This window comes from Enterobacter sp. 200527-13, assembly GCF_027924865.1.
GTDB lineage: Bacteria > Pseudomonadota > Gammaproteobacteria > Enterobacterales > Enterobacteriaceae > Enterobacter > Enterobacter ludwigii.
This window is the reverse complement of sequence record NZ_BSCM01000011.1, coordinates 78,865-104,631: the sequence shown is the minus strand read 5'-3', so window position 1 is coordinate 104,631 and position 25,767 is coordinate 78,865. Positions and strand designations below refer to the sequence as shown.

The window sequence follows — 25,767 nt, the reverse complement described above, 5'->3', positions numbered from 1 at the left end:
TTGAGTGCCCACACAGATTGTCTGATAAATTGTTAAAGAGCAGTTGCGACGCGGCTTACAGCTCACCGTCGCGAGGTCACGTATATTACGTTTTCCTCATTCAGAGTCAAGCATTTATTTTTGCTTTTCTCTGTTGGTGTTCATCTCTGAACCCCGCTAACCCGGCGGCTTGTAAGCCGTTGTTCCGTGTCAGTGGAGGCGCATTATAGGGAGTTCTCAGAGGTTGACAACCCCTCTTTTAAAAAAAACGTTCAACCGTCTCTTTTTTGCTCAAAATCGTGCTACAGCGCCAGTTTTTCGAGCGTTTCAAAGCCATAACGGCGTAAAACGGGCAAAAGTTGCTCGGTCTCGTTGGTGATGGCCATACAAAAAGCGATGTTTGCATCGGCAGATTTTGCATCCGGGGCTTCATGTTCCAGCAACCAGGCCGTACGTCGGGCTATAGCCGCCCCCGAATCCACCAGCCGCGTGCCCTCAGGCAGAACTTCTAATAACTCTTCCTGTAATAGAGGGAAATGGGTACACCCCAGCACAACGGTGTCCGGTGGCTCCGGCATCCGCAGCCACGGGCGGAGAATACGGCGCAACTCTTCAAGCGGCACTGCCTTTCCGTGCAGCTTCGCTTCGGCGATCTCGACCAGTTCCGCCGAACCGAGCATCGCAATCTGGCATTCGTTGGCAAAGCGGTCGATTAACTCGCGCGTATAAGGACGCTTCACCGTGCCTCGCGTTGCCAGTAAACCAACAATGCCATTTGCCGTCAGACGTGCGGCAGGCTTTATTGCAGGAACAACGCCTACAACCGGGAACTGGAATTTTTCGCGCAATGCAGGAAGCGATACTGTACTGGCCGTGTTACAGGCGATGACCGCCAGCGAGAGGGGATAACGCTTTTGTACCGCGGTGACGATTTCAACCACACGCTCAACAATAAAGTCTTCACTCTTTTCCCCATACGGGAACGCGACGTTATCAAAGGCGTAAATGTAATGGAGATCCGGCAGAAGATGTCGGATCTCATCATAGACCGAAAGCCCACCGACACCGGAATCAAATACCAGCACGGTGGGACGCGGATTAGAAGGTGTAGCTGCCAGACAAGGTGTATTCCCGTCCTGCAGTTTGGTAGCCATAAACTGTCTCGTAATCTTTGTCGAACAGGTTGGCTATTTTACCACGAACTGTAAGGTGAGAGGTGACAGGATATGAAACTGCGACATCCCACAGGCTTACGCCGCCCATTTTCACCTTTTCAGACGGGTAGGTACCAAAGTCAGTGTCGTAACGTGTTCCCAGGTAGTGGTAAGTCAGGCTCCAGTCGAATTCATAGACCTGCGTATCAAGCTGATACTTCACCTGCTGCTTAGCCCGGCGATCCAATAGCTGGTTTGTTGCCGCATTGCGTGCATCCACGTAATCGTAACCGACCGTATGAGTTAGTGGACCTGTATCAAAGGACGCTGTGGCTTCAACCCCTTTAATACGCGCCTTGCCTACGTTGTAGTATTCCTGAAGGTTGTTATTAAAGTCGATCAGGTTATCAACGTCATTGCGATAGGCCGATACGCGCCAGTTTACGCCAGCCGTCAGGCCTTCGAACGCGCCTTCCCACTGTTTACTCTCCTCAGGATCAAGATGGTCGTTGCCATAGAAACCATATAACTGCCCGAGGTTGGGTGCTTTATAGGCAGTGCCATACGAGGCAATGAATCGATAACCTTCAATGAACTCCCAGCCCGCACTGCTCTGCCAGGTGCCATGGCGACCAAACTGAGAGTTATCGTCGCTACGCGCTGCCCCTTCCAGGGTAAAGTCGCCAAACTGCTGCAGCGCAGTCAGGTAGACGCCGGTGTTACGCAGGTCATAGCCGTTTGTGACATAGCTTGTTCCTGGTTCGGTGCTCTGCTTCTGCCAGTCGACGCCTGCGCCAATATTGCCATGGCCCACCTCAACGGAGTTGGTCCACTGCACGTTGTACTGTTTGATCTCATCCAGCGTGGCATTGGAATCATAACGTCCCAGATGCGGGTCGTAGTTATAATCTTTGCTGTGGCTGTAGCTGGTGAGAAGTTGTGAATGGACGATGTCATTATTAAAGCGCAGCCCAGCGTCCCAGGTCTGGCTATAGAGCTGGCGAGTATCAACCAAAACATCAGGCGTAAATGAACTGTAATAGCCGTCATAGGCGGTACGGTTGCTGTAGCCATAACCGCGAACGAACCCGCTCCACTGATCAGAGAAAGCATGCTCCAGCGCACCGTAGAGGGTTTTATTCATAAAGCCGTCACGATCGGTCTGGGCCAGACCACCGTTGTTGCCATCCGCGACCACGTCAAAGCCTTTGGTATAGGTATAATCACCCGCCAGCGTCACGCGCGTGCTGTCACCCAGGGTTTGCTGGGTGCTACCACCGTAATTTTGGTAGCCATGCGAGCCTACGCCCGCATTCAACGTCGTGCCGTCCTTCGCGCGGGTAGTAATAATGTTCACTACGCCACCAATCGCATCAGAACCATAGACTGCAGAGCGTGGCCCGCGAATATATTCAATGCGCTGCACCAGGGCGATCGGGAACTGACTGAGATCGGACGACCCCGTTACCCCAGCCTGGTTAAGACGGATCCCGTCGACAAGAATAAGAACATGACTGGAATTAGTTCCCCGAATAAAAAGAGAGGAAAGTTGCCCCATTCCGCCGTTTTGGGCGGTATCCACGCCAGGCAAGCGACGCATAACGTCAATGACGGTGTTTGCCTGCCAGCGATCAATATCCTCGCGCGTCACCACAGACGTTGGTGCAAGGACGGTATTAACAGGTTGCTCAAAACGGTTTGCTGTCACTACCAACGAGTCGGCGCTATCCTGCGCCCAGCCCGAAAATGCCGTGACGGACAACGCCGTCAACAGCGATACTTTTTTAATCATTGTTAAAGCATCCACAATATAAGAAGGATGCCGCAGGCTTCATCTATAGCACGCGATGACGAAACCAAATGCGACGTGATCCCGGCAGGTCTTCGGGCTAGGTGGCGTTTTGCGGATGAAGACTTCCCATTTTCACAGTGTCTACAATTCTCATCCCGCCAGTCTTTACCGCTGCGCGTCAGCTCCAGATTTTCACTGGATTCCCTTTTCACTCTCAGGAGACCGGAAACAGAATGCTACAATTAGACACGTATAGATGTCCAGATAGCTATTGGCCATTAAATCTGGACATCCACTGCACAATCCCTACAATCCCCGCGTAATTCTTTATCACTCAGGACGCATCATGACCCCCGAACACCTCCCAACAGAACAGTACGACGCACAGCTGGCAGAGAAAGTTGTCCGCCTGCAAAGTATGATGACGCCTTTCAACGCGCCCGTTCCTGAGGTGTTCCGCTCGCCCGTTAGCCACTACCGCATGCGTGCGGAGTTCCGCATCTGGCACGACGGTGACGACCTGTACCACATCATTTTCGATCAGCAGACGAAGTCCCGCATTCGGGTCGACAGCTTCCCGGCGGCGAGTGAACTCATCAACCAGCTCATGACGCTGATGATCGACGGCGTACGCAACAACCCTGTGCTGCGTCACAAGCTGTTCCAGATTGATTATCTGACCACACAAAGCAACCAGGCGATCGTCTCTCTGCTGTATCACAAAGCGCTGAATGATGAATGGCGCGAGCAGGCAGAAGCGCTGCGCGATGCCCTGCGCGCGCAGAACATCAATGTTCACCTGATTGGTCGTGCAACAAAAACCAAAATCATGCTGGATCAGGATTTCATCGACGAACGTCTGTCGGTAGCGGGAAAAGAGATGGTGTACCGCCAGGTTGAGAACAGCTTTACCCAGCCAAACGCAGCAATGAACGTACAGATGCTGGACTGGGCGCTGAAGGCGACCGAAGGGTCAAAGGGCGATCTGCTAGAGCTGTACTGCGGGAACGGCAACTTCTCCCTGGCGCTGGCGCGTAACTTTGAGCGCGTCCTGGCGACGGAGATTGCCAAGCCGTCCGTTGCCGCTGCACAGTACAACATTGCCGCCAATCACATCGACAATGTGCAGATCATTCGTATGTCTGCAGAAGAGTTCACGCAGGCCATGAATGGTGTACGTCAGTTTAATCGCCTGGAGGGGATCGATCTGAAGAGTTACCAGTGTGAGACGATTTTTGTCGATCCGCCGCGCAGTGGCCTGGACAGCGAAACCGAGAAGATGGTGCAGGCGTACCCGCGTATTTTGTACATTTCCTGTAACCCGGAAACGCTGTGCAAGAATCTCGAAACATTAAGCCAGACGCACAATATTGAACGTCTGGCTCTCTTCGATCAGTTCCCGTATACGCACCATATGGAGTGCGGCGTACTTCTTACCGCGAAGTAACGTGATGGCAGGCAGGTCAACCTGCCTGCAACCCCACTCTCTTACTCCGGCAGCTCGTGCTTGCGGCTACGCATGCGCGAGCCAATCCAGAACACCAGTGCCACAGAAAGTACCGCCGGCAGGAAGTTAGAACCGATATCCGGATACTCTGCACGCACCACAGTGCTATACAGCAACACGCCAAGAATAAAGCAGGCCGCGGCCAACCCAGGCAACCCGACCGGCATGGTGCGGTTCAGGTAACGCTGATGCAGACAGTACACCGTCAGCACCAGCGCAATAAGCGGGAAAATAGAAAATGGAACGATCGAGCTGAACACAGCCGCAAACGTGCCATTAATTGATAAGCCAGCGATCAATGCCAGCAACAGCGTACCCTTATCCTGACCTGACTGTTTCATTACTCACCTTCACTCTTCGGTTTGATGTGCCAGTTTCTCTTGTTCACGGCGATACCAGTAGTACGCGCCTTTGGAGATCATCCTGAGCTGTAATACCAGTCGCTCTTCGAGCTGCTTGCGTTGTTCGATGCTGACATCCAGCGCTTCGGCACCCGCGCTGAAAACAATCGTCACCATCGCCTCAGCCTGTGCTTCAGTGAACGCACGCGGCATATGGTTTTCGAGTTCAAGATAGTCGGCAAGTTCCGCGATAAAATGCTGAATTTCACGCGCCACAGCGGCACGGAACGCGGCTGATGTTCCGGAACGTTCCCGCAACAGCAGGCGAAACGCGTTGGGGTTATTGCCAATAAATTCCATAAAGGTCGACACAGAGGTGCGGATCACGCTCCCCCCTTTAGCGATACGCTGCCGCGCCTGGCGCATAAGCTGACGCAGCATCAGCCCGCTCTCGTCGACCATGGTCAGACCCAGTTCATCCACATCACGGAAATGACGATAGAAGGACGTTGGCGCAATCCCGGCCTCGCGCGCAACTTCACGCAGGCTTAAACTGGCAAAACTACGCTCGGCACTCAGTTGACTGAATGCGGCTTCCACCAGCGAACGCCGGGTTTTCTCTTTTTGTTGTGCTCTTACGCCCATCACGATAGTTGAATCCTTCCAAAGGCCTGATGGCACTATACCAGAGAATAAAATTAATCTGTTTGCCTGGCTTTGTGAATGATTGTTTACGTACGGTTTGTGCTCCACTGCCGGAAAAAAGCACAACGATAATTGGGTTACTCGGGCAATGATGTTATGATTCTGTTGCTTTTATGTATAAGAACAGGTAAGCCTTACCATGCCACATTCCTACGATTACGACGCAATTGTGATAGGTTCCGGCCCCGGCGGCGAAGGCGCTGCTATGGGACTGGTGAAACAGGGAGCCAGAGTAGCGGTGATAGAGCGCTACCATAACGTTGGCGGCGGTTGCACCCATTGGGGCACCATCCCTTCCAAAGCCCTCCGCCATGCCGTTAGCCGCATTATTGAATTTAACCAGAACCCTCTTTACAGCGACCACTCCCGACTTCTTCGTTCCTCCTTTGCTGACATCCTGAATCATGCGGATACCGTTATTAACCAGCAGACACGGATGCGCCAGGGGTTTTATGAGCGTAACCACTGTGAAATTTTGCAGGGCAATGCGCACTTTGTTGATGAACACACCCTGGCGCTCGAATGCCACGACGGGTCAGTCGAAACCATCACGGCGGAAAAATTTGTCATCGCCTGTGGTTCACGCCCGTACCATCCGGCAGACGTGGACTTCTCCCACCCGCGCATTTACGACAGCGATTCCATCCTGAGCCTGCACCACGAACCCCGTCATGTGATTATCTATGGCGCAGGGGTGATTGGCTGCGAATATGCGTCGATCTTCCGGGGTATGGACGTGAAAGTTGATCTGATCAACACCCGCGACCGCCTGCTGGCCTTCCTCGATCAGGAAATGTCAGACTCGCTCTCTTACCACTTCTGGAACAGTGGCGTGGTGATTCGCCACAACGAAGAGTACGAGAAAATTGAAGGCTGCGACGATGGTGTGATCATGCATCTGAAATCGGGCAAGAAGCTGAAAGCAGACTGCCTGCTGTACGCCAACGGCCGTACCGGTAACACTGATTCTCTGGCTCTGGAAAATATCGGGCTCGAAACCGACAGCCGCGGTCAGCTGAAGGTGAACAGCATGTACCAGACAGCCCTGCCGCATGTGTATGCTGTCGGTGATGTTATCGGTTATCCAAGCCTGGCTTCTGCAGCATACGATCAGGGACGCATCGCGGCGCAGGCGCTGGTGAAAGGCGAAGCGACGGCACATCTGATCGAAGATATTCCGACAGGTATTTATACTATCCCGGAAATCAGCTCCGTCGGGAAAACCGAGCAGCAGCTGACGTCAATGAAGGTGCCTTACGAGGTGGGTCGCGCACAGTTTAAACATCTGGCGAGGGCACAAATCGTGGGAATGAGCGTGGGTACGCTGAAGATCCTGTTCCATCGCGAGACGAAAGAGATCCTCGGTATTCACTGCTTTGGTGAACGCGCGGCGGAGATTATTCATATCGGCCAGGCGATCATGGAGCAAAAAGGTGGTGGTAACACCATCGAGTACTTCGTTAACACCACCTTCAACTACCCGACCATGGCGGAAGCCTATCGGGTCGCGGCACTGAACGGCTTAAACCGCCTGTTTTAACGCATTGTCAAAATGGCCATCCATCGAACCACGGATGGCCTCTGCCAGCTGCTCATAGCGGCTGCGCAGCGGTGAACCCGGACGATAAACCAGACCAATGGTACGACGTGGCTCTGGTTTAATGCATGGCAGATAAACCACGCCGTCTCGTTTACGTTCGCGCGGCACGGCCAGTGCCGGCAGCAATGTGATCCCACTGCCCGCCGCCACCATATTCCGCAGCGTTTCAAGGCTGGTTGCGCGGAAATGGGTATCCTCGTCAGCACCCGCTTCGAAGCAGAAGCCCATCGCCTGATCGCGCAGGCAGTGACCATCTTCCAGCATCAGCAGTTTTTCACCGGCCAGATCGGCCATCGGCACGCGATCGCGGTTCGCCCACGGGTGATCTTCATAGATCGCCAGCATCATGGGCTCATCAAACAGCGGCACTTCGATAAAAGCTTCGCTCTCTTTGACCAGCGCCAGAATGGCACAGTCGAGCTTGCCGCTGTCTAACTGCGCCAGCAGCTGATGGGTTTGCGCTTCATGCAGATACATTTCGAGTTTCGGGAACGTCTGATGCAGCATTGGAATGATGTGCGGCAACAGGTACGGGCCAACGGTTGGGATCAGGCCAATATGCAACGGGCCGGACATCGCCTCCCCCTGCTGGCTTGCCATTTCCTTGAGCACTTTGACCTCGCGCAGCACGGTGCGCGCCTGATCCACCAGCAGCAGACCTGCCTGGGTGAACAGTACCTTACGACTGGTGCGCTCCAGCAGCATCACGCCCAGCTCGTCTTCCAGCTTGCGGATCTGGCCGCTCAGGGTAGGCTGGCTGACGTGGCAGGAATCTGCCGCGCGGCGAAAATGGCGGTGCTCGGCTAGCGCTACCAGGTATTCAAGATCACGAATATTCATTATTCATCCTCCGTCGCCACGATAGTTCATGGCGATAGATAGCATAGCAACGAACGATTATCCCTATCAAGCATTCTGTTGAATAATACACCACATAGACGAGGCGGCACGTGTTTGACCCTTGACGTCCCCGCACCGTCAGCGAGTTTCTCTCAAAACTCGAACAACTAAAGCCAACGTGAACTTTTGCGGACCCCGTGGTCCGCTTTTTTTTTGCGTAAAAAAGCCCGGGGATAAAAGCAAAATGGCAACCGAAGTTGCCATTTTTAGTGTTTACGCCCTCTCCCTGTGGGAGAGGCCCGGGATGAGGGCACCAGCCCGCACTCATCAAACCAGCCGGTTTTTCGCATCCGCAATCGCCTGCGCGACCTGCTTCGGTGACACGCCGCCTTTCGCTGCACGCTTATCCAGACAAGACTGCAACGCCAGAATCGGATACACATCATCACCGATAACCGCACTGAATTTCTGCAGGTCGGTCAGCGGCAACGCTTCCAGCGCCTTACCCTGACGAATAGCTTCAACCACCGCTTCACCGACAATATGGTGCGCTTCACGGAACGGTACACCTTTCGCCACCAGGTAATCGGCAAGCTCGGTCGAGTTTGCATAGCCCTGCTGCGCCGCTTCCTGGCAACGCGGGCGTTTCACCTGAATGCCATCCAGCACCAGCGCGCCCATATGCAGGCAGTCCAGCCAGGTATCGAGCGCGTCGAACAGCCCTTCTTTGTCTTCCTGCATATCTTTGTTATACGCCAGCGGCAGCCCTTTCAGGGTCATCATCATGCCGGTCAGCGCGCCCTGCACACGGCCACACTTACCGCGGATAAGCTCCAGCGCATCCGGGTTTTTCTTCTGTGGCATCAGGGAGGAGCCTGACGTCACGCGGTCAGACAGCTCAACAAACCCGGCTTCACCGGAGTTGAAGAAAATCAGGTCTTCGGCAAAGCGCGACAGATGCACCATGCCGATAGACGCATTGGAAAGCAGCTCCAGCACGTGATCACGGTCAGAGACGCTGTCCAGGCTGTTACGGGTGGCTGAAGCAAAGCCCAGCCAGCCTGCCAGCTGGTCACGGTCGATTTCATAGGCCGTCCCTGCCAGCGCACCGCTGCCCAGCGGGCTCACGTCCAGACGCTTCAGGGTATCCTGCAGACGGCTTTCATCACGCGCCAGCATCTCAACGTAGGCCAGACACCAGTGCGCAAAGGTTACCGGCTGCGCACGCTGCAGGTGGGTATAACCCGGCATCACCGCGTCCTGGTTGTTCTGCGCGGTTTCCACCAGCGCGCCCTGCAGCTGACGGTTGGCTGCCAGCAGTTCACCAACGGTATCTTTACACCACAATTTCAGATCAGTCGCGACCTGGTCGTTACGGCTACGCCCGGTATGCAGTTTTTTACCCAGCTGGCCGACTTTATCGATGAGTTTCCCTTCCACCCAGCTGTGAATATCTTCCGCATCGCTGGCGAGGATCTGCTGCGGGTCCAGACGCACCTCTTCCAGCAGGTTATTCAGCGCCTCTTCCAGCTGCAGCTGTTCGTCTGCGGTCAGAACGCCCACGGTGACCAGCGCTTTGGACCAGGCCACAGAGCCGACGATATCCTGCTCGGCCAGGCGGTAGTCGAAGCGCAAAGAGTCGTTGAACTGTTTGAACCGTTGATCCGCTGCCTGTGTAAAACGCCCACCCCAAAGTGCCATAACATGCTTCCTTAATATCTTTGAATTTCATTGCCCGGCTGCGCTGCGCTGACCGGGCCTGCAGAATCGGTAAATTGCTTACGCCAGAATACGCGTGCCAATCGGCGTGCCGTTAAACAACGCCGGGAGTTGCTCCGCGTGGCGCCAGGAGGCGATGTCCACCGGACGTCCGAGCGTACGTGCGGCATCCAGCGCCGCATTGACTTTGACGATCATGCCGTCGGTAATAATGCCCTGCTCGATAAGCTGTTCGGCTTTCGCTGCGGTCATTTCCGCAATACGCTGGCCTTTGCCGTCGAGAATACCGCTTACGTCAGAGAGCAAAATCAGGTCCGCGCCCAGCGTAGCCGCCAGAGCCGTTGCCGCCTGGTCTGCATTGACGTTCATCAGTTCGCCCTCTTCGGTCACCCCGATAGAGCTCACCACCGGCAGGAATCCTCCTTCCAGCAGCATGTTAATCAGCTTAGGCGAACCAGGCTGTGCCAGTCCAACGTGTCCGAGTTCTTCGTCGAGCTGGGTCACTTTTACGCTGTCACCATCACCCAGGCACAGACCGACTGAGGCGATATGGTGTTTCTTCGCCCACGCCAGCAGCGTTTTGTTCGCCGTCCCCGCCAGGGCACCGGTTATAATGTCAATCTGGTCAGCAGGCGTGACGCGCAGGCCATTTTTCTTTTTCACCGGCAGGTTGAGCCCTTTCATCAGCTCATCAACCACGCAGCCGCCACCGTGCACAATCACCAGCGGACGTTGGTGTGATTCGCGATAGTTCACCAGCGCGGTAAAAAGACGCTCCAGCGCTTCTTCGCTGTCCAGCAGTACACCACCGAGTTTGATAATTAATGGGTTCATCATCACACCTTAAATAAGAGCCTGGGTTTCCGGGAAACCGAAACGAATATTTGCACACTGCATTGCCTGTGCGGCAGCGCCTTTAAGTAAGTTATCTTCCGCAGCCACCACAATCAGGTGCTCACCCTGCACGGCAAAGCCGATGTCGCAGAATGGCAGGCCAACCACGTTTTTCAGCGCCGGCACGCCTTTGTCGTACAGACGCACCAGCGGTTTATCCGCATAGGCCTGCGTAAAGGCTTCGCTCACCTGTTCGTGGGTCACGCCGGGTTTCAGGCGGCAGGTGATGGTTTCGAGGATCCCACGCGGGAAGCTGCCCAGATGCGGTGTGAAGATGACATCCGCACCCAGATGCGTCGTGATTTCAGGGTGATGGCGGTGATTGAACACGCCATACGGCTGAAGGCTCACTTCGCAGAAGCTGTTAGCGATAGCGGCTTTACGCCCCGCGCCGCTGACACCACTGGTGGCGTTGATCACCGGCCACTGGTTCAGATCCAGCAGGTCTGCGTCGATCAGCGGCTTCAGAGAAAGCTGTGCCGCCGTCGGATAACACCCCGGCACGGCAACCAGATCCGCTTCCTTCAGTTTATCTGTGCTCCACTCCGCCAGGCCGTATACCGCTTTTTCCAGCAGTTCAGGGTGTTGATGGGTGAAACCGTAATATTTTTCGTAGAACGCGCCGTCATTCACACGGAAGGCGCCGGAGAGGTCGAACACCACACAGCCGGCCGCCAGACATTGCGGAACCAGGTCGTGGCTGACTTCGTGCGCAGTAGCTAAAAACACCACGTCGACGCCGTCGGTGAACGCGCGGATGTCAGACATTGGCTGCAGCGGAAGATCAACAATGCCTTTAAGTTGCGGATGCAAATCGGAAATTAACTTTCCTGCATCATTGCTTTGCGCTGACACGGTCAAAGCGGTTATGGTCATATGAGGATGGCGATTCACGTAGCTTACAAGCTCTGCGCCCGCATAACCGCTAGCGCCTACAATCAGCGTATTCAACATCGGGTTCCTTTATGCTCAACGTTAATGTATTTTTATTCACATTTATTGCATGAATATTGATACTATCACGACCTAAGGTGTGTCAACAATGAAAATGAACTTACCGCCATTTATCGAGATTTACCGCGCCCTGATTGCCACACCCTCCATCAGTGCGACCGAAGAAGCGCTGGATCAGAGCAATGAGTCTTTAATCAATCTGCTGGAAGGTTGGTTTAGCGATATTGGGTTTAACGTTGAGGTTCAGCCCGTCCCCGGAACACGCCATAAATTTAACCTGCTCGCCAGTACCGGACAGGGTGCCGGCGGCCTGCTGCTGGCCGGTCATACCGATACCGTTCCCTTTGACGATGGTCGCTGGACGCGCGATCCGTTCACCCTGACCGAGCATGACAACAAGCTTTACGGTCTGGGCACCGCCGACATGAAAGGCTTTTTTGCTTTTATCCTCGATGCGCTGCGTGACGTGGACGTGGCAACGCTGAAGAAACCGCTCTACATTCTGGCCACTGCCGATGAAGAGACCAGCATGGCCGGGGCGCGCTACTTCTCTGAAAACACCTCAATTCGCCCGGATTGCGCCATTATTGGTGAACCAACGTCACTGCAGCCAATCCGTGCCCACAAAGGCCATATCTCCACGGCGGTACGCGTGCTGGGCCAGTCAGGCCACTCCAGCGATCCGGCGCGCGGCGTCAACGCCATCGAACTGATGCACGACGCCATCGGCCGCATCATGCAGTTGCGCGACTCGCTGAAAGAGCGTTATCACTACGACGCATTCACCGTGCCTTATCCGACGCTGAACCTCGGCAGCCTGCACGGTGGTGATGCATCCAACCGTATCTGCGCCTGCTGCGAACTGCATATGGATATCCGTCCGCTGCCGGGCATGACGCTGAGCGATCTCGACGGCCTGTTGACCGAAGCGCTGGCGCCGGTCAGCGAGCGCTGGCCGGGCCGCCTGACGGTCTCCGAGCTTCATCCGCCGATCCCTGGCTACGAATGTCCACCGGATCATCAACTGGTTGAAGTCGTGGAAAAGCTGCTCGGCGAGAAAACCGACGTGGTGAACTATTGCACCGAAGCACCGTTTATTCAGACCCTGTGTCCTACGCTGGTGCTTGGCCCGGGTTCCATCAACCAGGCTCACCAGCCGGATGAATATCTGGAAACGCGCTTTATCAAACCGACCCGTGAACTGATTACCCAGGTCGTGCATCACTTCTGCTGGCATTAAAATGCCCCTGAGGGTTCCCTCTCCTGGTGGGAGAGGGTCAGGGTAAGGGCAACAAATCCCGCGATCTTCGTCACATTCCCATAAGCATCTCTTATCTGACGCAAAGCGAATTAAATTTCGTAAATTACCCACATTTATTCGTTTGCTGAACCGTTTTCGCAGCAATTGACGACGGGGGTTTTACGTGGCTTTATAAAGGGAGATGACAAAATATTGTCCAAAAGATTTTCGATTGGGCATAAACAAAAATGATGGGGTGACTGGGTTTTTATGAACGAACAATATTCCGCGTTGCGTAGTAATGTCAGTATGCTCGGCAAAGTGCTTGGAGATACCATCAAAGATGCGTTGGGGGAAAACATCCTCGACCGCGTTGAAACCATCCGCAAGCTGTCAAAATCTTCCCGTGCAGGTAACGAGGCCAGTCGTCAGGAGCTGCTCACCACCTTGCAGAACCTTTCTAACGATGAGCTGCTGCCCGTTGCCCGCGCCTTCAGCCAGTTTCTGAACCTGGCAAATACCGCTGAGCAATACCACAGCATTTCGCCGAATGGCGAAGCTGCCAGCAACCCGGAAGTCATTGCCCGTACGCTTCGTAAACTGAAAGACCAGCCAGACCTCAACGAAGACATCATCAAAAAAGCGGTGGAATCCCTTTCGCTGGAGCTGGTTCTGACCGCTCACCCAACCGAAATCACTCGCCGCACCCTGATCCACAAAATGGTGGAAGTGAACAACTGCCTCAAGCAGCTGGATAACAAAGACATTGCTGACTACGAACGCAACCAGCTGATGCGCCGTCTGCGCCAGCTGATTGCCCAGTCCTGGCACACCGATGAAATTCGTAAGCATCGTCCAAGCCCGGTCGACGAAGCCAAATGGGGCTTTGCGGTGGTGGAAAATAGCCTGTGGGAAGGGGTGCCGAACTACCTGCGTGAGCTGAACGAGCAGCTGGAAGCGAATCTGGATTACCGCCTGCCGGTCGATTTTGTGCCGGTGCGCTTCACCTCCTGGATGGGCGGCGACCGTGACGGCAACCCGAGCGTCACCGCGGAAATTACCCGCCACGTGCTCCTGTTGAGCCGCTGGAAAGCAACCGACCTGTTCCTGAAAGATATTCAGGTATTGATCTCCGAGCTGTCGATGGTAGAGGCCACGCCGGAACTGCGCGCGCTGGCCGGCGAAGAAGGTGCCAGCGAGCCGTATCGTTTCCTGATGAAAAAACTGCGTGGCCAACTGATGGCGACGCAGGCCTGGCTGGAAGCGCGTCTGAAAGGCCAGCGCCTGCCAAAGCCGGAAGGCCTGCTGAGCCAGAACGAGCAGCTCTGGGAGCCGCTGTATGCCTGCTATAAATCACTGCAGGCCTGCGGAATGGGCATCATCGCGAATGGCGAACTGCTCGACACCCTGCGTCGCGTGAAGTGTTTCGGCGTGCCGCTGGTGCGTATTGACGTCCGTCAGGAAAGCACCCGTCATACCGAAGCGCTGGGCGAACTGACCCGCTATCTCGGCATCGGCGACTATGAAAGCTGGTCCGAAGCGGACAAACAAGCCTTCCTGATCCGTGAACTGAACTCCAAGCGTCCCCTGCTGCCACGTAACTGGGAACCAAGCAACGAAACCCGCGAGGTGCTCAACACCTGTAAAGCGATCGTTGATGCGCCGAAAGGATCGGTGGCTGCCTATGTGATCTCCATGGCGAAAACACCGTCTGACGTGCTGGGCGTTCACCTTCTGCTCAAAGAAGCCGGTATCGACTATGCCCTTCCGGTTGCACCGCTGTTTGAAACCCTTGATGACCTGAACAACGCCAACGACGTCATGACGCAGCTGCTGAACATCGACTGGTACCGCGGCTTTATTCAGGGCAAACAGATGGTGATGATTGGCTATTCCGACTCCGCAAAAGACGCGGGCGTCATGGCGGCATCCTGGGCGCAGTATCAGGCACAGGACGCGTTGATCAAGACCTGTGAAAAAGCAGGCATCGAACTGACGCTGTTCCACGGACGCGGCGGCTCGATTGGCCGTGGTGGCGCGCCAGCACATGCGGCACTGCTGTCACAACCGCCGGGAAGCCTGAAAGGCGGCCTGCGTGTGACCGAACAGGGCGAAATGATCCGCTTCAAGTATGGCCTGCCGGAAGTGACCATCAGCAGCCTGTCGCTCTACACCAGTGCGATTCTGGAAGCGAACCTGCTGCCACCGCCAGAGCCGAAAGAGTCCTGGTGCCATATCATGGACGAGCTGTCAGATATCTCCTGCGATCTGTACCGCGGTTACGTGCGTGAAAACAAAGATTTTGTGCCTTACTTCCGTTCAGCTACCCCTGAGCAGGAGCTGGGTAAACTGCCGCTGGGTTCACGTCCGGCTAAGCGCCGCCCGACCGGTGGCGTAGAGTCTCTGCGAGCCATCCCGTGGATCTTCGCCTGGACCCAGAACCGTCTGATGCTGCCCGCCTGGCTGGGCGCAGGCGCGGCGCTGCAGAAAGTGGTGGAAGATGGCAAACAGAACGAACTGGAAACCATGTGCCGCGACTGGCCGTTCTTCTCCACCCGTCTGGGTATGCTGGAGATGGTCTTCTCGAAAGCAGACCTGTGGCTGGCGGAATACTACGATCAGCGTCTGGTGAAGCCTGAGCTGTGGACGCTGGGTAAAGAGCTGCGCGAACTGCTGGAAGGCGACATCAAAGTGGTGCTGGACATTGCTAACGACTCGCACCTGATGGCGGACCTGCCGTGGATTGCCGAGTCCATCCAGCTACGTAACATCTACACCGACCCCCTGAACGTCCTGCAGGCGGAGCTGCTGCACCGTTCACGTCTGGCGGAAGAGGAAGGTAAAGAGCCGGATCCACGCGTCGAACAGGCGTTGATGGTGACGATTGCAGGCGTTGCGGCAGGTATGCGTAACACAGGCTAATCCATTGGCTTCATACAGGCCCGGCAGCGCTAACGCTGCCGGGCGATATCCGGTATTCACGCCATGCACCACGACATCAGCACCCTTCTGACCGACCTCATTAATGGCACCGTCGCGCTACGTGACGTACGGTTTGTCGCCCCGCCCGACCCACACTCCCGCACAACGCCTTGCCTGGTCATTAACCTCGATAATGCCTGCGAAGCGTGGTTTTCTTCCTCTGCGGAGGGGTTACTTCATACCGGTCACGCGCTCAGCATCAGCTTCGGTAAACAGCAGCTGTCGCTTCGTCTTTATCGGGATAACGTGCTTATACAGCACCAGCAGGTTGCCCGGCGCGGCCCCCGAACCGGAGCGTTTCTCCTGCAAACGCTGGCCGAGCTGCAGATGCAGCCTGATGAACAGGAAACGGCCAGACTGGTGGTACTGAGTATGCTCAGCCACTGTCGCGATCTTCTTGGCAGCGACATTCATACTGACAGCCGCAGTCGCGCTTTGTTTGAAGCCATCCGGCGCTATCTCGATGAACATCACGCCTCACCGCTGACCCGCGATTCCGTGGCGCGGGCGTTTTATATTTCACCCAACTACCTTTCACATCTGTTTCAGAAGACCGGGAACGTGGGGTTCAATGAATACCTGACCCAAACGCGTCTGGAACACGCGCGCCAGTTGCTCAAGGGTTATGATCTAAAAATCAAAGACATTGCCGCCCGCTGCGGCTTTACAGACAGCAACTACTTCTGTCGCCTCTTTCGTAAACATACCGAACGCTCCCCTTCCGAGTACCGCCGCCAGTATCACAGCCAGCTGACTGCCAAAAACTAGCATTGTGATCGCCCTCTCACTTCACTAAGCACATTACATTTGTCCAGTATTTGGCAAAATTGACCTGTATCCCCGGCCAGCAGCCCCACCTTATCCTTAAGTTAACCTTTCTGACTTAAGGAAAAATAATGGAACTGTATCTGGATACCGCCAACGTGGCAGAGGTTGAGCGCCTGGCGCGCATTTTTCCGATTGCCGGCGTCACCACCAACCCGAGCATTGTAGCTGCCAGCGGCGAAACCCTCTGGAACGTACTGCCGCGTCTGCAAAACGCCATCGGGCCACAGGGTACGCTGTTTGCCCAGACCATGAGCCGTGAAGCCGAAGGGATGGTGGCAGAAGCCAAACGCCTGAGTAACGCCATTCCTGGCATCGTGGTGAAAATCCCGGTGACCGCACAGGGCCTTATAGCGATAAAAATGCTGAAAAAAGAGGGCATAACCACGTTAGGCACGGCCGTTTACAGCGCCGCCCAGGGTTTACTGGCCGCGCTGGCGGGAGCGAAATATGTCGCACCGTATGTTAACCGCGTCGACGCTCAGGGCGGGGACGGCATTCGTATGGTACAGGAGCTGCAATCCCTGCTCGAACGCCACGCCCCAGAAAGCAACGTGCTGGCCGCCAGCTTCAAAACACCACGTCAGGCGCTGGACTGCCTGCTCGCCGGATGTGAAGCAATCACGCTTCCTTTAGATGTAGCGCAACAAATGCTCGGCACCCCGGCGGTAGAGTCAGCCATAGAGAAGTTTGAGCACGACTGGAAAAACGCGTTTGGTAACCTCAACCTCTAAGGGAGATCTGTTATGGACCGTATCATTCAATCGCCGGGGAAATATATCCAGGGCGCTGATGTTCTCACCCGTCTCGGCGACTATCTGAAACCACTGGCAACACGCTGGCTGGTTGTGGGCGATAAGTTTGTGCTGGGTTTTGCACAAGAGACCTTGCTTGAGAGTTTTAAAAAAGCGGAAATTCATGCTGAAATCGCGCCCTTCGGGGGCGAATGTTCGCAAAACGAAATCGGTCGCCTGAAAAAACGGGCCGACGGCGCCGACTGTATGGCGGTGCTCGGTATCGGCGGCGGGAAAACGCTGGATACCGCCAAAGCGCTGGCGCATTTTATGGACGTGCCTGTTGCCATCGCCCCGACTATCGCTTCCACCGACGCCCCGTGCAGCGCCCTTTCTGTCATTTATACCGACAGCGGTGAATTCGATCGCTACCTGATGCTGCCGCATAACCCGAACATGGTGATTGTCGACACCCGGGTGGTGGCTGGCGCTCCGCCGCGTCTGCTGGCCGCCGGGATAGGCGATGCCCTTGCCACCTGGTTTGAAGCGCGCGCCTGTTCCCGTAGTGGCGCGATCACCATGGCGGGCGGAAAATGTACCCAGGCTGCGCTAGCCCTTGCCGAGCTGTGCTACAACACGTTAATTGAAGAGGGTGAGAAAGCGATGCTCGCAGCCGGGCAGCACGTGGTCACACCGGCGCTGGAGCGCATCATTGAAGCCAATACCTATCTGAGCGGCGTTGGATTTGAAAGCGGTGGACTGGCGGCCGCACACGCCATTCACAACGGAATGACCGCCGTGCCGGAGGCACATTCGTTCTATCACGGTGAAAAAGTGGCGTTTGGGACGCTGACGCAACTGGTGCTGGAAAATGCCCCGGTAGAGGAAATTGAAACCGTCGCGGCGCTGTGTCACAGCGTAGGTTTGCCCATCACGCTGGCACAACTGAATATTAAAGAGGATATTCCGCTTAAAATGCGGCTGATTGCCGAGGCTGCCTGCGCAGAGGGGGAAACCATTCACAACATGCCAGGCGGGGTGTCACCTGATCAGGTTTACGCGGCGCTGCTGGTGGCCGATCAGTACGGGCAACGGTTCCTGCGGGAGTGGGCGTAACCGGTATGGCCGGATAATAAAAAAATCCCCGCCGAAGCGGGGATTGTATTTACTGCAGATCAAACCGATCCAAATCCATCACCTTCGCCCAAGCGGCAACAAAGTCGCGGACGAATTTCTCATGGGCGTCGCTGCTGGCGTAAACCTCGGCCAGCGCGCGCAGCACGGCGTTCGAACCGAATACCAGATCGGCACGCGTGGCGGTGTATTTCACTTCACCGCTGGCGCGATCGCTGCCGGCAAACAGCTCGTTTGATTCATCGGTCGCTTTCCACTGGGTATTCATGTCCAGCAGGTTCACGAAGAAATCGTTGCTCAGCACGCCTTCACGATGGGTGAACACGCCGTTCTGACTGCCATCGAAGTTCGCCCCCAGTACGCGCAGACCGCCAGTCAGCACCGTCAGTTCTGGTGCAGTGAGCGTCAGCTGCTGGGCCTTATCAATCAACAGGGACTCGGTAGTGGAGGCATCAACCTGTGCACGGTAGTTACGGAAGCCATCGGCAATCGGTTCGAGCAGGTTAAACATCTCGATATCCGTCTGATCCTGGCGCGCATCAACGCGGCCCGGCGTAAACGGTACATTGACGTAAACGCCGGCCTCTTTCGCCGCCTGTTCAACACCCACCACACCTGCCAGCACGATGATATCGGCCAGTGACGCTTTGTTGGTGGTACGCTGAATAGCTTCCAGGGCGGGTAACGCGCGAACCGCTGCGGCGTTAACTTCCCAGTCGCGCTGAGGTGCCAGTGCCAGACGCGCACCGTTGGCGCCGCCACGCTTATCGCCACCGCGGAAGGTCGATGCAGACGCCCAGGCAACGGAAACCAGGTCGCTCACGGACAGACCCGAGGCAATGATTTCCGCTTTCAGACTCTCTATGTCCTCTTTGGTCGGGTTGAACACCGCCTGCGGCAGTGGATCCTGCCAGATGAGATCTTCTTTCGGCACTTCCGGACCAATGTAACGCGCTTTTGGCCCCATATCACGGTGGGTCAGCTTGAACCACGCGCGGGCAAAGGCTTCGTTAAAGGCCTGCGGATCGTTCAGGAAGCGGCGGGAGATTTTCTCGAACTCGGGGTCAAAACGCAGCGTCAGATCGGTGACCAGCATCGTCGGTTTGCGCTTTTTCGACGGGTCGAACGGATCAGGCATAATGTCTGGTGCATCCACGGCTTCGAACTGAATCGCACCCGCCGGGCTGCGGGTCTGCACCCACTCGTATTTGAACAGGTTCTCGAAGAAGTAGTTACTCCACTGGGTCGGCGTTTGTGACCAGATGACTTCCAGCCCGGAGGTGATCGCATCTGCGCCAACGCCGGTACCGTGCGTACTGGTCCAGCCCAGACCCTGCGCTTCAATTGGCGCGGCTTCCGGGTCGGCGCCGACATGGGTCGCCTCACCTGCACCGTGGGTTTTACCGAGGGTATGACCGCCTGCAATCAACGCAACGGTCTCTTCGTCGTTCATCCCCATGTTGCCAAAGGTGGCACGGATCGCCGCGGCCGCTGACAGCGGTTCACCGCTGGCGTTTGGCCCTTCCGGGTTAACGTAAATCAGCCCCATTTCGGTGGCTGCCAGTGGGCGCTTCGCCAGTGCTTCCGGGTCACGGTGGGTGAGCCAGGCTTTTTCATCACCCCAATTCACGTCCATATCCGGCTCCCAGACATCTTCACGCCCGGCCCCAAAACCAAAGGTACGGAAGCCAGAGTTCTCCAGCGCCACGTTACCGGCAAGGATGAAGAGGTCAGCCCAGGAAATTTTTTGACCGTATTTTTGCTTGATAGGCCACAGGAGACGGCGCGCTTTATCCAGACTTACGTTATCTGGCCAGGAGTTCAGGGGGGCAAAGCGCTGTTGACCGCGCCCTGCGCCACCGCGACCGTCAACGGAGCGATAGGTACCTGCGCCGTGCCAGGCCATACGGATAAACAGGCCCGCATAGCTGCCCCAGTCGGCTGGCCACCACGGCTGAGAGTCGGTCAGAAGTGCTTTGAGATCGCCCTTGAGCGCTGAGTAATCAAGTTTGCTGAATTCTTTGCGGTAGTCAAAGTCTTCACCCAGAGGGTTAGAACGGTTGGAATGTTGATTAAGAAGATCGACGCGGAGTTGTTTTGGCCACCAGTCGCGGCTGCCTGTGCCTGCCCCCGCGCTGTGATCGACGCTGCCCTGATGGAACGGGCACTTGCCGATTGATGCCGCATTATTGCTGTCGTCTGACGTGCTCATCGCTATGCTCCCTTTTACAGTGTTACGGTTACGATATACGCCCTTGTTGATAAGGTATAGTTGAGATAACCCACAGATTCGATAGTTAATTCCGTTTAATTTCCCATTGAAAGTATGTGCGTTCTGTACGTCAAAGGCAGCATTGCTGATATGGCGGGTAAATAAAACCCTTATAAATCAAAAAACCCTCCGAAGAGGGCTTCTATTTGTTATGCGCCAGGCCGAACACCCAGCGTATGGCAAATGGCGTAACTCATTTCCGCGCGGTTGAGCGTATAGAAGTGGAAATCCTTCACCCCTTCACGACTCAAGATCTTCACCATGTCCATCGCGATGTTTGCGCCCACCAGCTTGCGTGTTTCCGGGTCATCGTCCAGCCCTTCGTACATTTTAGACATCCAGTGTGGAATGCGCACATTGGTCATATCGGCAAATTTCTTCGCCTGTTTGAAGTTAGAGACCGGCAAAATTCCCGGGATAATTTCGACGTCTATGCCCGCGGACACACAGCGGTCACGAAAGCGCAGGTAGCTTTCCACATCAAAGAAGAACTGGGTAATGGCGCGGTTCGCACCGGCGTCCACTTTACGCTTCAGGTTAAGCAGATCCGCCTGGGCGCTTTTCGCTTCCGGGTGAACTTCAGGGTAAGCGGCAACGGAAATGTCGAAGTCTGCGACCTCTTTCAGCAGCGCGACCAGATCGGTGGCGTACATGTCCGGTTTACCGCTCCCCGGCGGCAGGTCACCGCGCAGGGCGACGATATGGCGAATACCGTTGTTCCAGTAGTCCTGGGCAATGGCACGCAGCTCATCGCGCGTCGCGTCGATACAGGTCAGGTGCGGAGCCGCTTCCAGACCCGTACGGTCCTTAATGCCTTTAATGATGCTGTGCGTACGGTCACGCTCACCGGAGTTAGCACCGTAGGTGACGGAGACAAACTTCGGTTTCAGGCTGCTCAGGCGATCGATAGAGCTCCAGAGGGTTTGCTCCATTTCACTGGTGCGCGGCGGGAAAAATTCAAAAGAGACGTTAATCTGACCATTTACTTCGGCCAGGCTCTGATTCAGGGCTTCCCGCTGGTTGGCGTGAAAAAAGCTCATACCTTACCTCATCAATCGCGTGTCATTGTGTGTTGTGTTTCGAACTTCTATACGTTTAGACGTCCAGATGTAAAAATGACGGAAAAGCGGAGGGACGTCAACAGAAATAATCGCCAGGAATGGTGAGGAATGCTCAGGGAAGATGAAGGGAGTTCATGATGGCGGGTGAGTACGGTCTGATGCCCTCACCCTGTCCCTCTCCCACCGGGAGAGGGAACAAGAAGGATTACAGCAGTTTAGCCAGACGGTTGATGTCGGACTGGATAGCCCCGGCGGTCACATCGCGCCCCGCACCCGGGCCACGGATCACCAGTGGGTTATCACGGTACCAGCGGCTTTCAATGGCGAAAACATTATCGCACGGCAGCAGTGCCGCCAGCGGATGTTCAGGACGAACCGCCTCGACACCCACACGTGCTTTTCCGTTCGCTTCGAAACGCGCCACGTAGCGCAGCACCAGCCCCATCTCGTTTGCCGCTTCCAGACGTTGCACCATCTGCTCGTTCAGCTCTTCGCCGTTCTCGAAGAAGTGGTCGACAGAGTCGTCCTCACAGCCAGCAGGCACCAGCGACTCAACGCGGACGGCATCAGGTTCGATGTCATAACCGGCTTCGCGCGCCAGGATCACCAGCTTACGCATAACGTCTTTACCGGAGAGGTCAACGCGTGGGTCAGGCTCCGTTAAGCCCTGCTGCCATGCCTGATCCACCAGGTCAGTGAACGGCACGGTGCCATCAAACTGCAGGAACAGCCAGGAGAGCGTGCCGGAGAAGATGCCACTCAGCGCCAGAATGCTGTCGCCACTTTCAATCAAATCACGCACGGTATGGTTAACCGGCAAGCCAGCGCCCACCGTGGCGTTATACAGCCAGTGACGGCCTGTCTTTTCAAACGCGTCGTGGATTTGACGGTACTTGTCCGTGCTGCTCGCCCCCGCCAGCTTATTGGCGCTAATAACATGGAAACCGTGGCTGGCGAAATCAAGATACTGATCGGCAAGCTGTTCACTGGCGGTCACGTCCAGCACCACCAGATCGTCATACGGGTGCGCGCGCATCCAGAGGAACAGCGACTCTTCGTCCTGTTCAACCGCTTCATCGTTAAAGAAGGCCAGCGCCCGGCTGGCATCCAGCCCTTCGTAGTTCAGCAGGCTGCGGCGGCTGTCCACCACGCCCGCGAGAATAAATTCAAACCCCGTACGCGCTGAGAGAGTCACCTGCTCGCGAGCGAACAGCTCCAGCCAGCGTGAGCCGATGTTTCCTTTGCCAAACAGCACCAGTCCAATGCGTTTCTCCGCACGGAACAGAGAGGTATGCAGCCCCTGAATCAGACTCTCGGTAGGTCCTTTACGCAGTACGGCCACAAGGCTAATGCCCTCTTCCGACTGCCAGGTGAATTCAACCGGCTGGCCTTTCAGCTGCTGCCAGAAACGATGGCAGTGCAGCGGGTTGCGGGTAACGCCCGCCCCCACCATCGCCACCAGCGCCAGACCCTGACGCAGGCGAAGCTCGCCCGGCAGGCCCGCTTCATCAAGAATTTTCAGGGCGCTGTCCGCCACTTCAGCGGTGTAGCAGAACTGCAGCAGCTGGCGATCGTTATGCACGCCAACGGCGAGCGGACGCACCTGGGCGCGTTTGAGGATCAGGTCGATGTCTTTGTGTGCCAGTTTGAAATCCTGGCCCGCCGGGACCTGGAACTCAATCAGGCAGATGTCGTCATGGCTGGTCACAATTCGCGCCCCCGTACCGGACGCCAGGACGCGTTCGATACGGGTAGAGCCTTGATCCGGGGTGTAACTACAGCGCAGCTGCAGGTCGATGTCGCTCCCGGAAACGGGCTGTAGCGTACGCGCATGCAGAACCGGTGCCGCCAGGCGTGCCAGCTCGCTGGCCTCGTCCAGACGCAGCAGCGGCAGCAGGCAGGCATCCTTCACTTTACGCGGGTCAGCACTGTAGACACCGGCCACGTCGCTCCAGATGGTGACGCGGGAAACGCCTGCCAGCGCACCAATTTGCGTCGCTGAGTAGTCAGAGCCGTTACGTCCCAGCAGCACGGTTTCACCGGCACTGCTGCGGCTGATAAAGCCGGTCACCACAATACGTTTGCCCGGATGCTGAACCAGCAACTGTTGCAGCAGCGGATATGACAAGCCTTCATCCACCTGCGGCTGAGCGGCGCGTTCGGCGCGCAGGAAGTCACGCGCGTCAAGCCAGGCTGCATCCACGCCCAGGTGTTGCAGCACGGCCGCCATCAGGCGCGCAGACCACACTTCACCGTGACCGACCACCTCGGCATACACCGCGTCGGTAATACCGCTGTCCAGCAGGGCAGCCAGACGCTCAAGGTCATGCGTAAAGGCGCTAATCAATCCGTCCGCGACGTCCGCAGGCAGTAAGCCGGCAATCAGCTCACTCTGGTAACGACGTAAGGACTGTTGCACCTGATGCGCAGAGAGGCGATCGGTCTGACTCAGTTTGAGCCAGCTAATCAACTGGTTGGTGGTGCTGCCAGCCGCGGAGACAACCATCATGTCCCCTGGCTGCGAATACTCTGTCATGATCCCTGCGACACGCAGGTAACACTTCACATCAGCAAGACTACTACCACCAAACTTGTGCAGTTGACGACCCTTCGCCCCTGCCTGCGCTATCACATTCATGATTACCCCTTGGCTGCGACCCGGAAGCCATTTTCCAGATCGGCAATTAAATCTTCAGAATCTTCAATACCGGTCGAGATACGCAGCAGCGTCTCAGAAATACCGGCGGCGGCACGTGCTTCTGGTGCCATACCTGCGTGCGTCATGGTCGCGGCGTGGGAGATCAAGCTTTCAACCCCACCTAATGATTCCGCCAGCGTAAACAATGACAGCCCGCTCAGGAAGCGACGCAGCGTTTGCTCGTCACCGTCCAGTTCAAAACTTAACATCGCGCCAAATCCCTTTTGTTGACGCGCGGCAATCTCGTGCCCCTGGTTTTCCGGCAGCGACGGGTGATAGAGCTTTTTCACCAGCGGCTGGGTCTTCAGGAAATCGACAATCGCCTGAGCATTGCGCTGCGCCACTTCCATGCGCGGCGACAGCGTGCGGATACCGCGCAACAACAGGTAGCTGTCGAAAGCGCTCGCAGTGACGCCAATGTTATTGGCCCACCATGCCAGTTCGGTGACAACGTCGGGATCTTTTGCAATCACCACGCCCGCTACCACATCAGAATGACCGTTCAGATATTTTGTGCATGAATGCAATACCAGATCGGCACCCAGCGCAAGCGGGTTCTGAAGGGCCGGACTGAGGAAGGTATTATCCACTACACTTATCGCTCCCGCATCCCTTGCGCGCTGACAAATTTTCGCAATATCGACGACGCGCAACAATGGATTGCTTGGACTTTCCACCAGCACCAGCTTCGGTTTCTCTGCCAGCGCCTGTTTCAGCGCCTGTTCGTCGTTTTGATCGACAAACAGCACGCGGTAGCACCCGCGTTTTGCGAGGCTGTCAAACAGACGATAGCTACCACCGTAACAGTCGTGCGGTGCCACCAGCAGGTCGCCCGGCTTCAGAAATACCGTCGTCACCAGGTGAATCGCAGACATCCCGGTGTTGGTTAACACGGCGCCTGCACCGCCTTCCAGCTCCGCCAGCGTGCGCTGGGTCACGTCACGAGTCGGGTTGCCGCGACGGGAGTAGTCATGCGCACGGGGTTCATTAAAACCGGTAAAATTGTAAGTACTGGAAAGATGAATTGGCGGGACAACACAGCCGTACTGCTCGTCATCATTTAATCCGCTACGCACTGCGATGGTGGCCTGTTTACGCGTCATGGTGAAGGCTTCCTGGCTAAAAGAGGTGAAAAGTCAGGCACCAGAGTAAACACTGAAAGTATGGACGTCAATACATCTGGACATCTAAACTTCTTTGCGTATAGATTGAGCAATGCGCAAATAGCCGTTAAAATTATATGCTTTAGTGCACGCTGCAGCGGCAATATCCGTGCCACGGTATCGTCTCTACGGTAAACTACGCTGGATTACGGTCAAAACTGGCGATGACGGGT

General features: G+C 55.9%; 19 protein-coding genes and 1 riboswitch. Of the genes, 7 read left to right on the top strand and 12 right to left on the bottom strand.

Translation table 11 applies throughout. The features are described from left to right. Nucleotides 1–281: 281 nt before the first annotated feature. Both murI and btuB read right to left on the bottom strand, forming a co-directional pair. Entirely contained in the window at nt 282–1,133 is an 852-nt protein-coding gene (gene murI, locus QMG44_RS22425) for a glutamate racemase (RefSeq protein ID WP_020883936.1), read from the bottom strand. Further along, complete coding sequence (gene btuB / locus QMG44_RS22420) at nt 1,078–2,925, bottom strand: TonB-dependent vitamin B12 receptor BtuB (protein WP_020883937.1); 1,848 nt, start codon at nt 2,923–2,925, stop codon at nt 1,078–1,080. The genes murI and btuB overlap by 56 nt, the downstream gene beginning before the upstream one ends. Before the next feature lie 65 nt (nt 2,926–2,990). After that, nucleotides 2,991–3,167: riboswitch (cobalamin riboswitch) on the bottom strand. Nucleotides 3,168–3,271: 104 nt separating this feature from the next. Between btuB and trmA the strand changes: the two genes are divergently transcribed. Next, nucleotides 3,272–4,372 (top strand): tRNA (uridine(54)-C5)-methyltransferase TrmA, encoded by a 1,101-nt coding sequence (gene trmA / locus QMG44_RS22415; protein WP_020883938.1) that lies wholly within the window; start codon nt 3,272–3,274, stop codon nt 4,370–4,372. Nucleotides 4,373–4,413: 41 nt separating this feature from the next. On the opposite strand, the gene QMG44_RS22410 is transcribed toward trmA, so the two are convergent. Both QMG44_RS22410 and fabR read right to left on the bottom strand, forming a co-directional pair. After that, nucleotides 4,414–4,773, bottom strand: a complete 360-nt coding sequence (locus QMG44_RS22410) for a YijD family membrane protein (RefSeq protein ID WP_020883939.1) — start codon at nt 4,771–4,773, stop codon at nt 4,414–4,416. 9 nt (nt 4,774–4,782) lie between these two features. Then, entirely contained in the window at nt 4,783–5,421 is a 639-nt protein-coding gene (fabR, locus tag QMG44_RS22405; protein WP_008501784.1) for an HTH-type transcriptional repressor FabR, read from the bottom strand. Nucleotides 5,422–5,617: 196 nt separating this feature from the next. Between fabR and sthA the strand changes: the two genes are divergently transcribed. Next, nucleotides 5,618–7,018, top strand: coding sequence for a Si-specific NAD(P)(+) transhydrogenase (gene sthA, locus QMG44_RS22400; protein WP_014172175.1), 1,401 nt, complete (start codon nt 5,618–5,620; stop codon nt 7,016–7,018). Here sthA and oxyR read toward each other — a convergent pair. From oxyR to argC, 4 genes are all read right to left on the bottom strand, one after another. Then, nucleotides 7,001–7,918, bottom strand: coding sequence for a DNA-binding transcriptional regulator OxyR (gene oxyR / locus QMG44_RS22395; protein ID WP_014172176.1), 918 nt, complete (start codon nt 7,916–7,918; stop codon nt 7,001–7,003). The genes sthA and oxyR overlap by 18 nt on opposite strands. A gap of 327 nt (nt 7,919–8,245) precedes the next feature. Next, the gene (argH, locus tag QMG44_RS22390) at nt 8,246–9,619 is read right to left on the bottom strand and encodes an argininosuccinate lyase (protein ID WP_014172177.1); all 1,374 of its coding nucleotides are present in this window, start codon (nt 9,617–9,619) and stop codon (nt 8,246–8,248) included. A gap of 78 nt (nt 9,620–9,697) precedes the next feature. Continuing rightward, complete coding sequence (gene argB, locus QMG44_RS22385; RefSeq protein ID WP_086462987.1) at nt 9,698–10,474, bottom strand: acetylglutamate kinase; 777 nt, start codon at nt 10,472–10,474, stop codon at nt 9,698–9,700. A 6-nt stretch (nt 10,475–10,480) separates the two neighbouring features. After that, nucleotides 10,481–11,485, bottom strand: a complete 1,005-nt coding sequence (gene argC, locus QMG44_RS22380; protein ID WP_020883941.1) for an N-acetyl-gamma-glutamyl-phosphate reductase — start codon at nt 11,483–11,485, stop codon at nt 10,481–10,483. 88 nt (nt 11,486–11,573) lie between these two features. On the opposite strand from argC, the gene argE reads away from it, so the two are divergent. The 5 genes from argE (at nt 11,574) to QMG44_RS22355 (ending at nt 18,382) form a co-directional block, all read left to right on the top strand. Continuing rightward, complete coding sequence (argE, locus tag QMG44_RS22375; RefSeq protein ID WP_232937898.1) at nt 11,574–12,725, top strand: acetylornithine deacetylase; 1,152 nt, start codon at nt 11,574–11,576, stop codon at nt 12,723–12,725. A gap of 270 nt (nt 12,726–12,995) precedes the next feature. After that, on the top strand, nt 12,996–15,647 hold the full coding sequence (ppc, locus tag QMG44_RS22370; protein ID WP_086533019.1) for a phosphoenolpyruvate carboxylase: 2,652 nt from the start codon (nt 12,996–12,998) through the stop codon (nt 15,645–15,647). Nucleotides 15,648–15,710: 63 nt separating this feature from the next. Further along, on the top strand, nt 15,711–16,475 hold the full coding sequence (locus QMG44_RS22365) for an AraC family transcriptional regulator (protein WP_040018280.1): 765 nt from the start codon (nt 15,711–15,713) through the stop codon (nt 16,473–16,475). Between the two features lie 128 nt (nt 16,476–16,603). Beyond that, entirely contained in the window at nt 16,604–17,266 is a 663-nt protein-coding gene (gene fsa / locus QMG44_RS22360; protein ID WP_086533020.1) for a fructose-6-phosphate aldolase, read from the top strand. Nucleotides 17,267–17,278: 12 nt separating this feature from the next. After that, complete coding sequence (locus QMG44_RS22355; RefSeq protein WP_086533021.1) at nt 17,279–18,382, top strand: glycerol dehydrogenase; 1,104 nt, start codon at nt 17,279–17,281, stop codon at nt 18,380–18,382. A 49-nt stretch (nt 18,383–18,431) separates the two neighbouring features. Here QMG44_RS22355 and katG read toward each other — a convergent pair whose 3' ends face one another. From katG to metB, 4 genes are all read right to left on the bottom strand, one after another. Beyond that, nucleotides 18,432–20,612: a catalase/peroxidase HPI gene (gene katG, locus QMG44_RS22350; RefSeq protein ID WP_086533022.1), complete on the bottom strand. Its 2,181-nt coding sequence runs from the start codon at nt 20,610–20,612 to the stop codon at nt 18,432–18,434. Between the two features lie 209 nt (nt 20,613–20,821). Then, entirely contained in the window at nt 20,822–21,712 is an 891-nt protein-coding gene (gene metF / locus QMG44_RS22345) for a methylenetetrahydrofolate reductase (RefSeq protein WP_014172187.1), read from the bottom strand. 226 nt (nt 21,713–21,938) lie between these two features. Next, entirely contained in the window at nt 21,939–24,371 is a 2,433-nt protein-coding gene (locus tag QMG44_RS22340) for a bifunctional aspartate kinase/homoserine dehydrogenase II (protein ID WP_086533023.1), read from the bottom strand. A 2-nt stretch (nt 24,372–24,373) separates the two neighbouring features. Further along, the gene (gene metB / locus QMG44_RS22335; protein ID WP_014172189.1) at nt 24,374–25,534 is read right to left on the bottom strand and encodes a cystathionine gamma-synthase; all 1,161 of its coding nucleotides are present in this window, start codon (nt 25,532–25,534) and stop codon (nt 24,374–24,376) included. Nucleotides 25,535–25,767: the final 233 nt, after the last annotated feature.

Excerpts from the sequence above, each read along its gene's own strand:
- murI (WP_020883936.1), bottom strand. The coding sequence starts at position 1,133 with ATGGCTACCAAACTGCAGGACGGGAATACACCTTGTCTGGCAGCTACA.
- btuB (WP_020883937.1), bottom strand. The coding sequence starts at position 2,925 with ATGATTAAAAAAGTATCGCTGTTGACGGCGTTGTCCGTCACGGCATTT.
- trmA (WP_020883938.1), top strand. The coding sequence starts at position 3,272 with ATGACCCCCGAACACCTCCCAACAGAACAGTACGACGCACAGCTGGCA.
- QMG44_RS22410 (WP_020883939.1), bottom strand. The coding sequence starts at position 4,773 with ATGAAACAGTCAGGTCAGGATAAGGGTACGCTGTTGCTGGCATTGATC.
- sthA (WP_014172175.1), top strand. The coding sequence starts at position 5,618 with ATGCCACATTCCTACGATTACGACGCAATTGTGATAGGTTCCGGCCCC.
- oxyR (WP_014172176.1), bottom strand. The coding sequence starts at position 7,918 with ATGAATATTCGTGATCTTGAATACCTGGTAGCGCTAGCCGAGCACCGC.
- argH (WP_014172177.1), bottom strand. The coding sequence starts at position 9,619 with ATGGCACTTTGGGGTGGGCGTTTTACACAGGCAGCGGATCAACGGTTC.
- argB (WP_086462987.1), bottom strand. The coding sequence starts at position 10,474 with ATGATGAACCCATTAATTATCAAACTCGGTGGTGTACTGCTGGACAGC.
- argC (WP_020883941.1), bottom strand. The coding sequence starts at position 11,485 with ATGTTGAATACGCTGATTGTAGGCGCTAGCGGTTATGCGGGCGCAGAG.
- argE (WP_232937898.1), top strand. The coding sequence starts at position 11,574 with ATGAAAATGAACTTACCGCCATTTATCGAGATTTACCGCGCCCTGATT.
- ppc (WP_086533019.1), top strand. The coding sequence starts at position 12,996 with ATGAACGAACAATATTCCGCGTTGCGTAGTAATGTCAGTATGCTCGGC.
- QMG44_RS22365 (WP_040018280.1), top strand. The coding sequence starts at position 15,711 with ATGCACCACGACATCAGCACCCTTCTGACCGACCTCATTAATGGCACC.
- fsa (WP_086533020.1), top strand. The coding sequence starts at position 16,604 with ATGGAACTGTATCTGGATACCGCCAACGTGGCAGAGGTTGAGCGCCTG.
- QMG44_RS22355 (WP_086533021.1), top strand. The coding sequence starts at position 17,279 with ATGGACCGTATCATTCAATCGCCGGGGAAATATATCCAGGGCGCTGAT.
- katG (WP_086533022.1), bottom strand. The coding sequence starts at position 20,612 with ATGAGCACGTCAGACGACAGCAATAATGCGGCATCAATCGGCAAGTGC.
- metF (WP_014172187.1), bottom strand. The coding sequence starts at position 21,712 with ATGAGCTTTTTTCACGCCAACCAGCGGGAAGCCCTGAATCAGAGCCTG.
- QMG44_RS22340 (WP_086533023.1), bottom strand. The coding sequence starts at position 24,371 with ATGAATGTGATAGCGCAGGCAGGGGCGAAGGGTCGTCAACTGCACAAG.
- metB (WP_014172189.1), bottom strand. The coding sequence starts at position 25,534 with ATGACGCGTAAACAGGCCACCATCGCAGTGCGTAGCGGATTAAATGAT.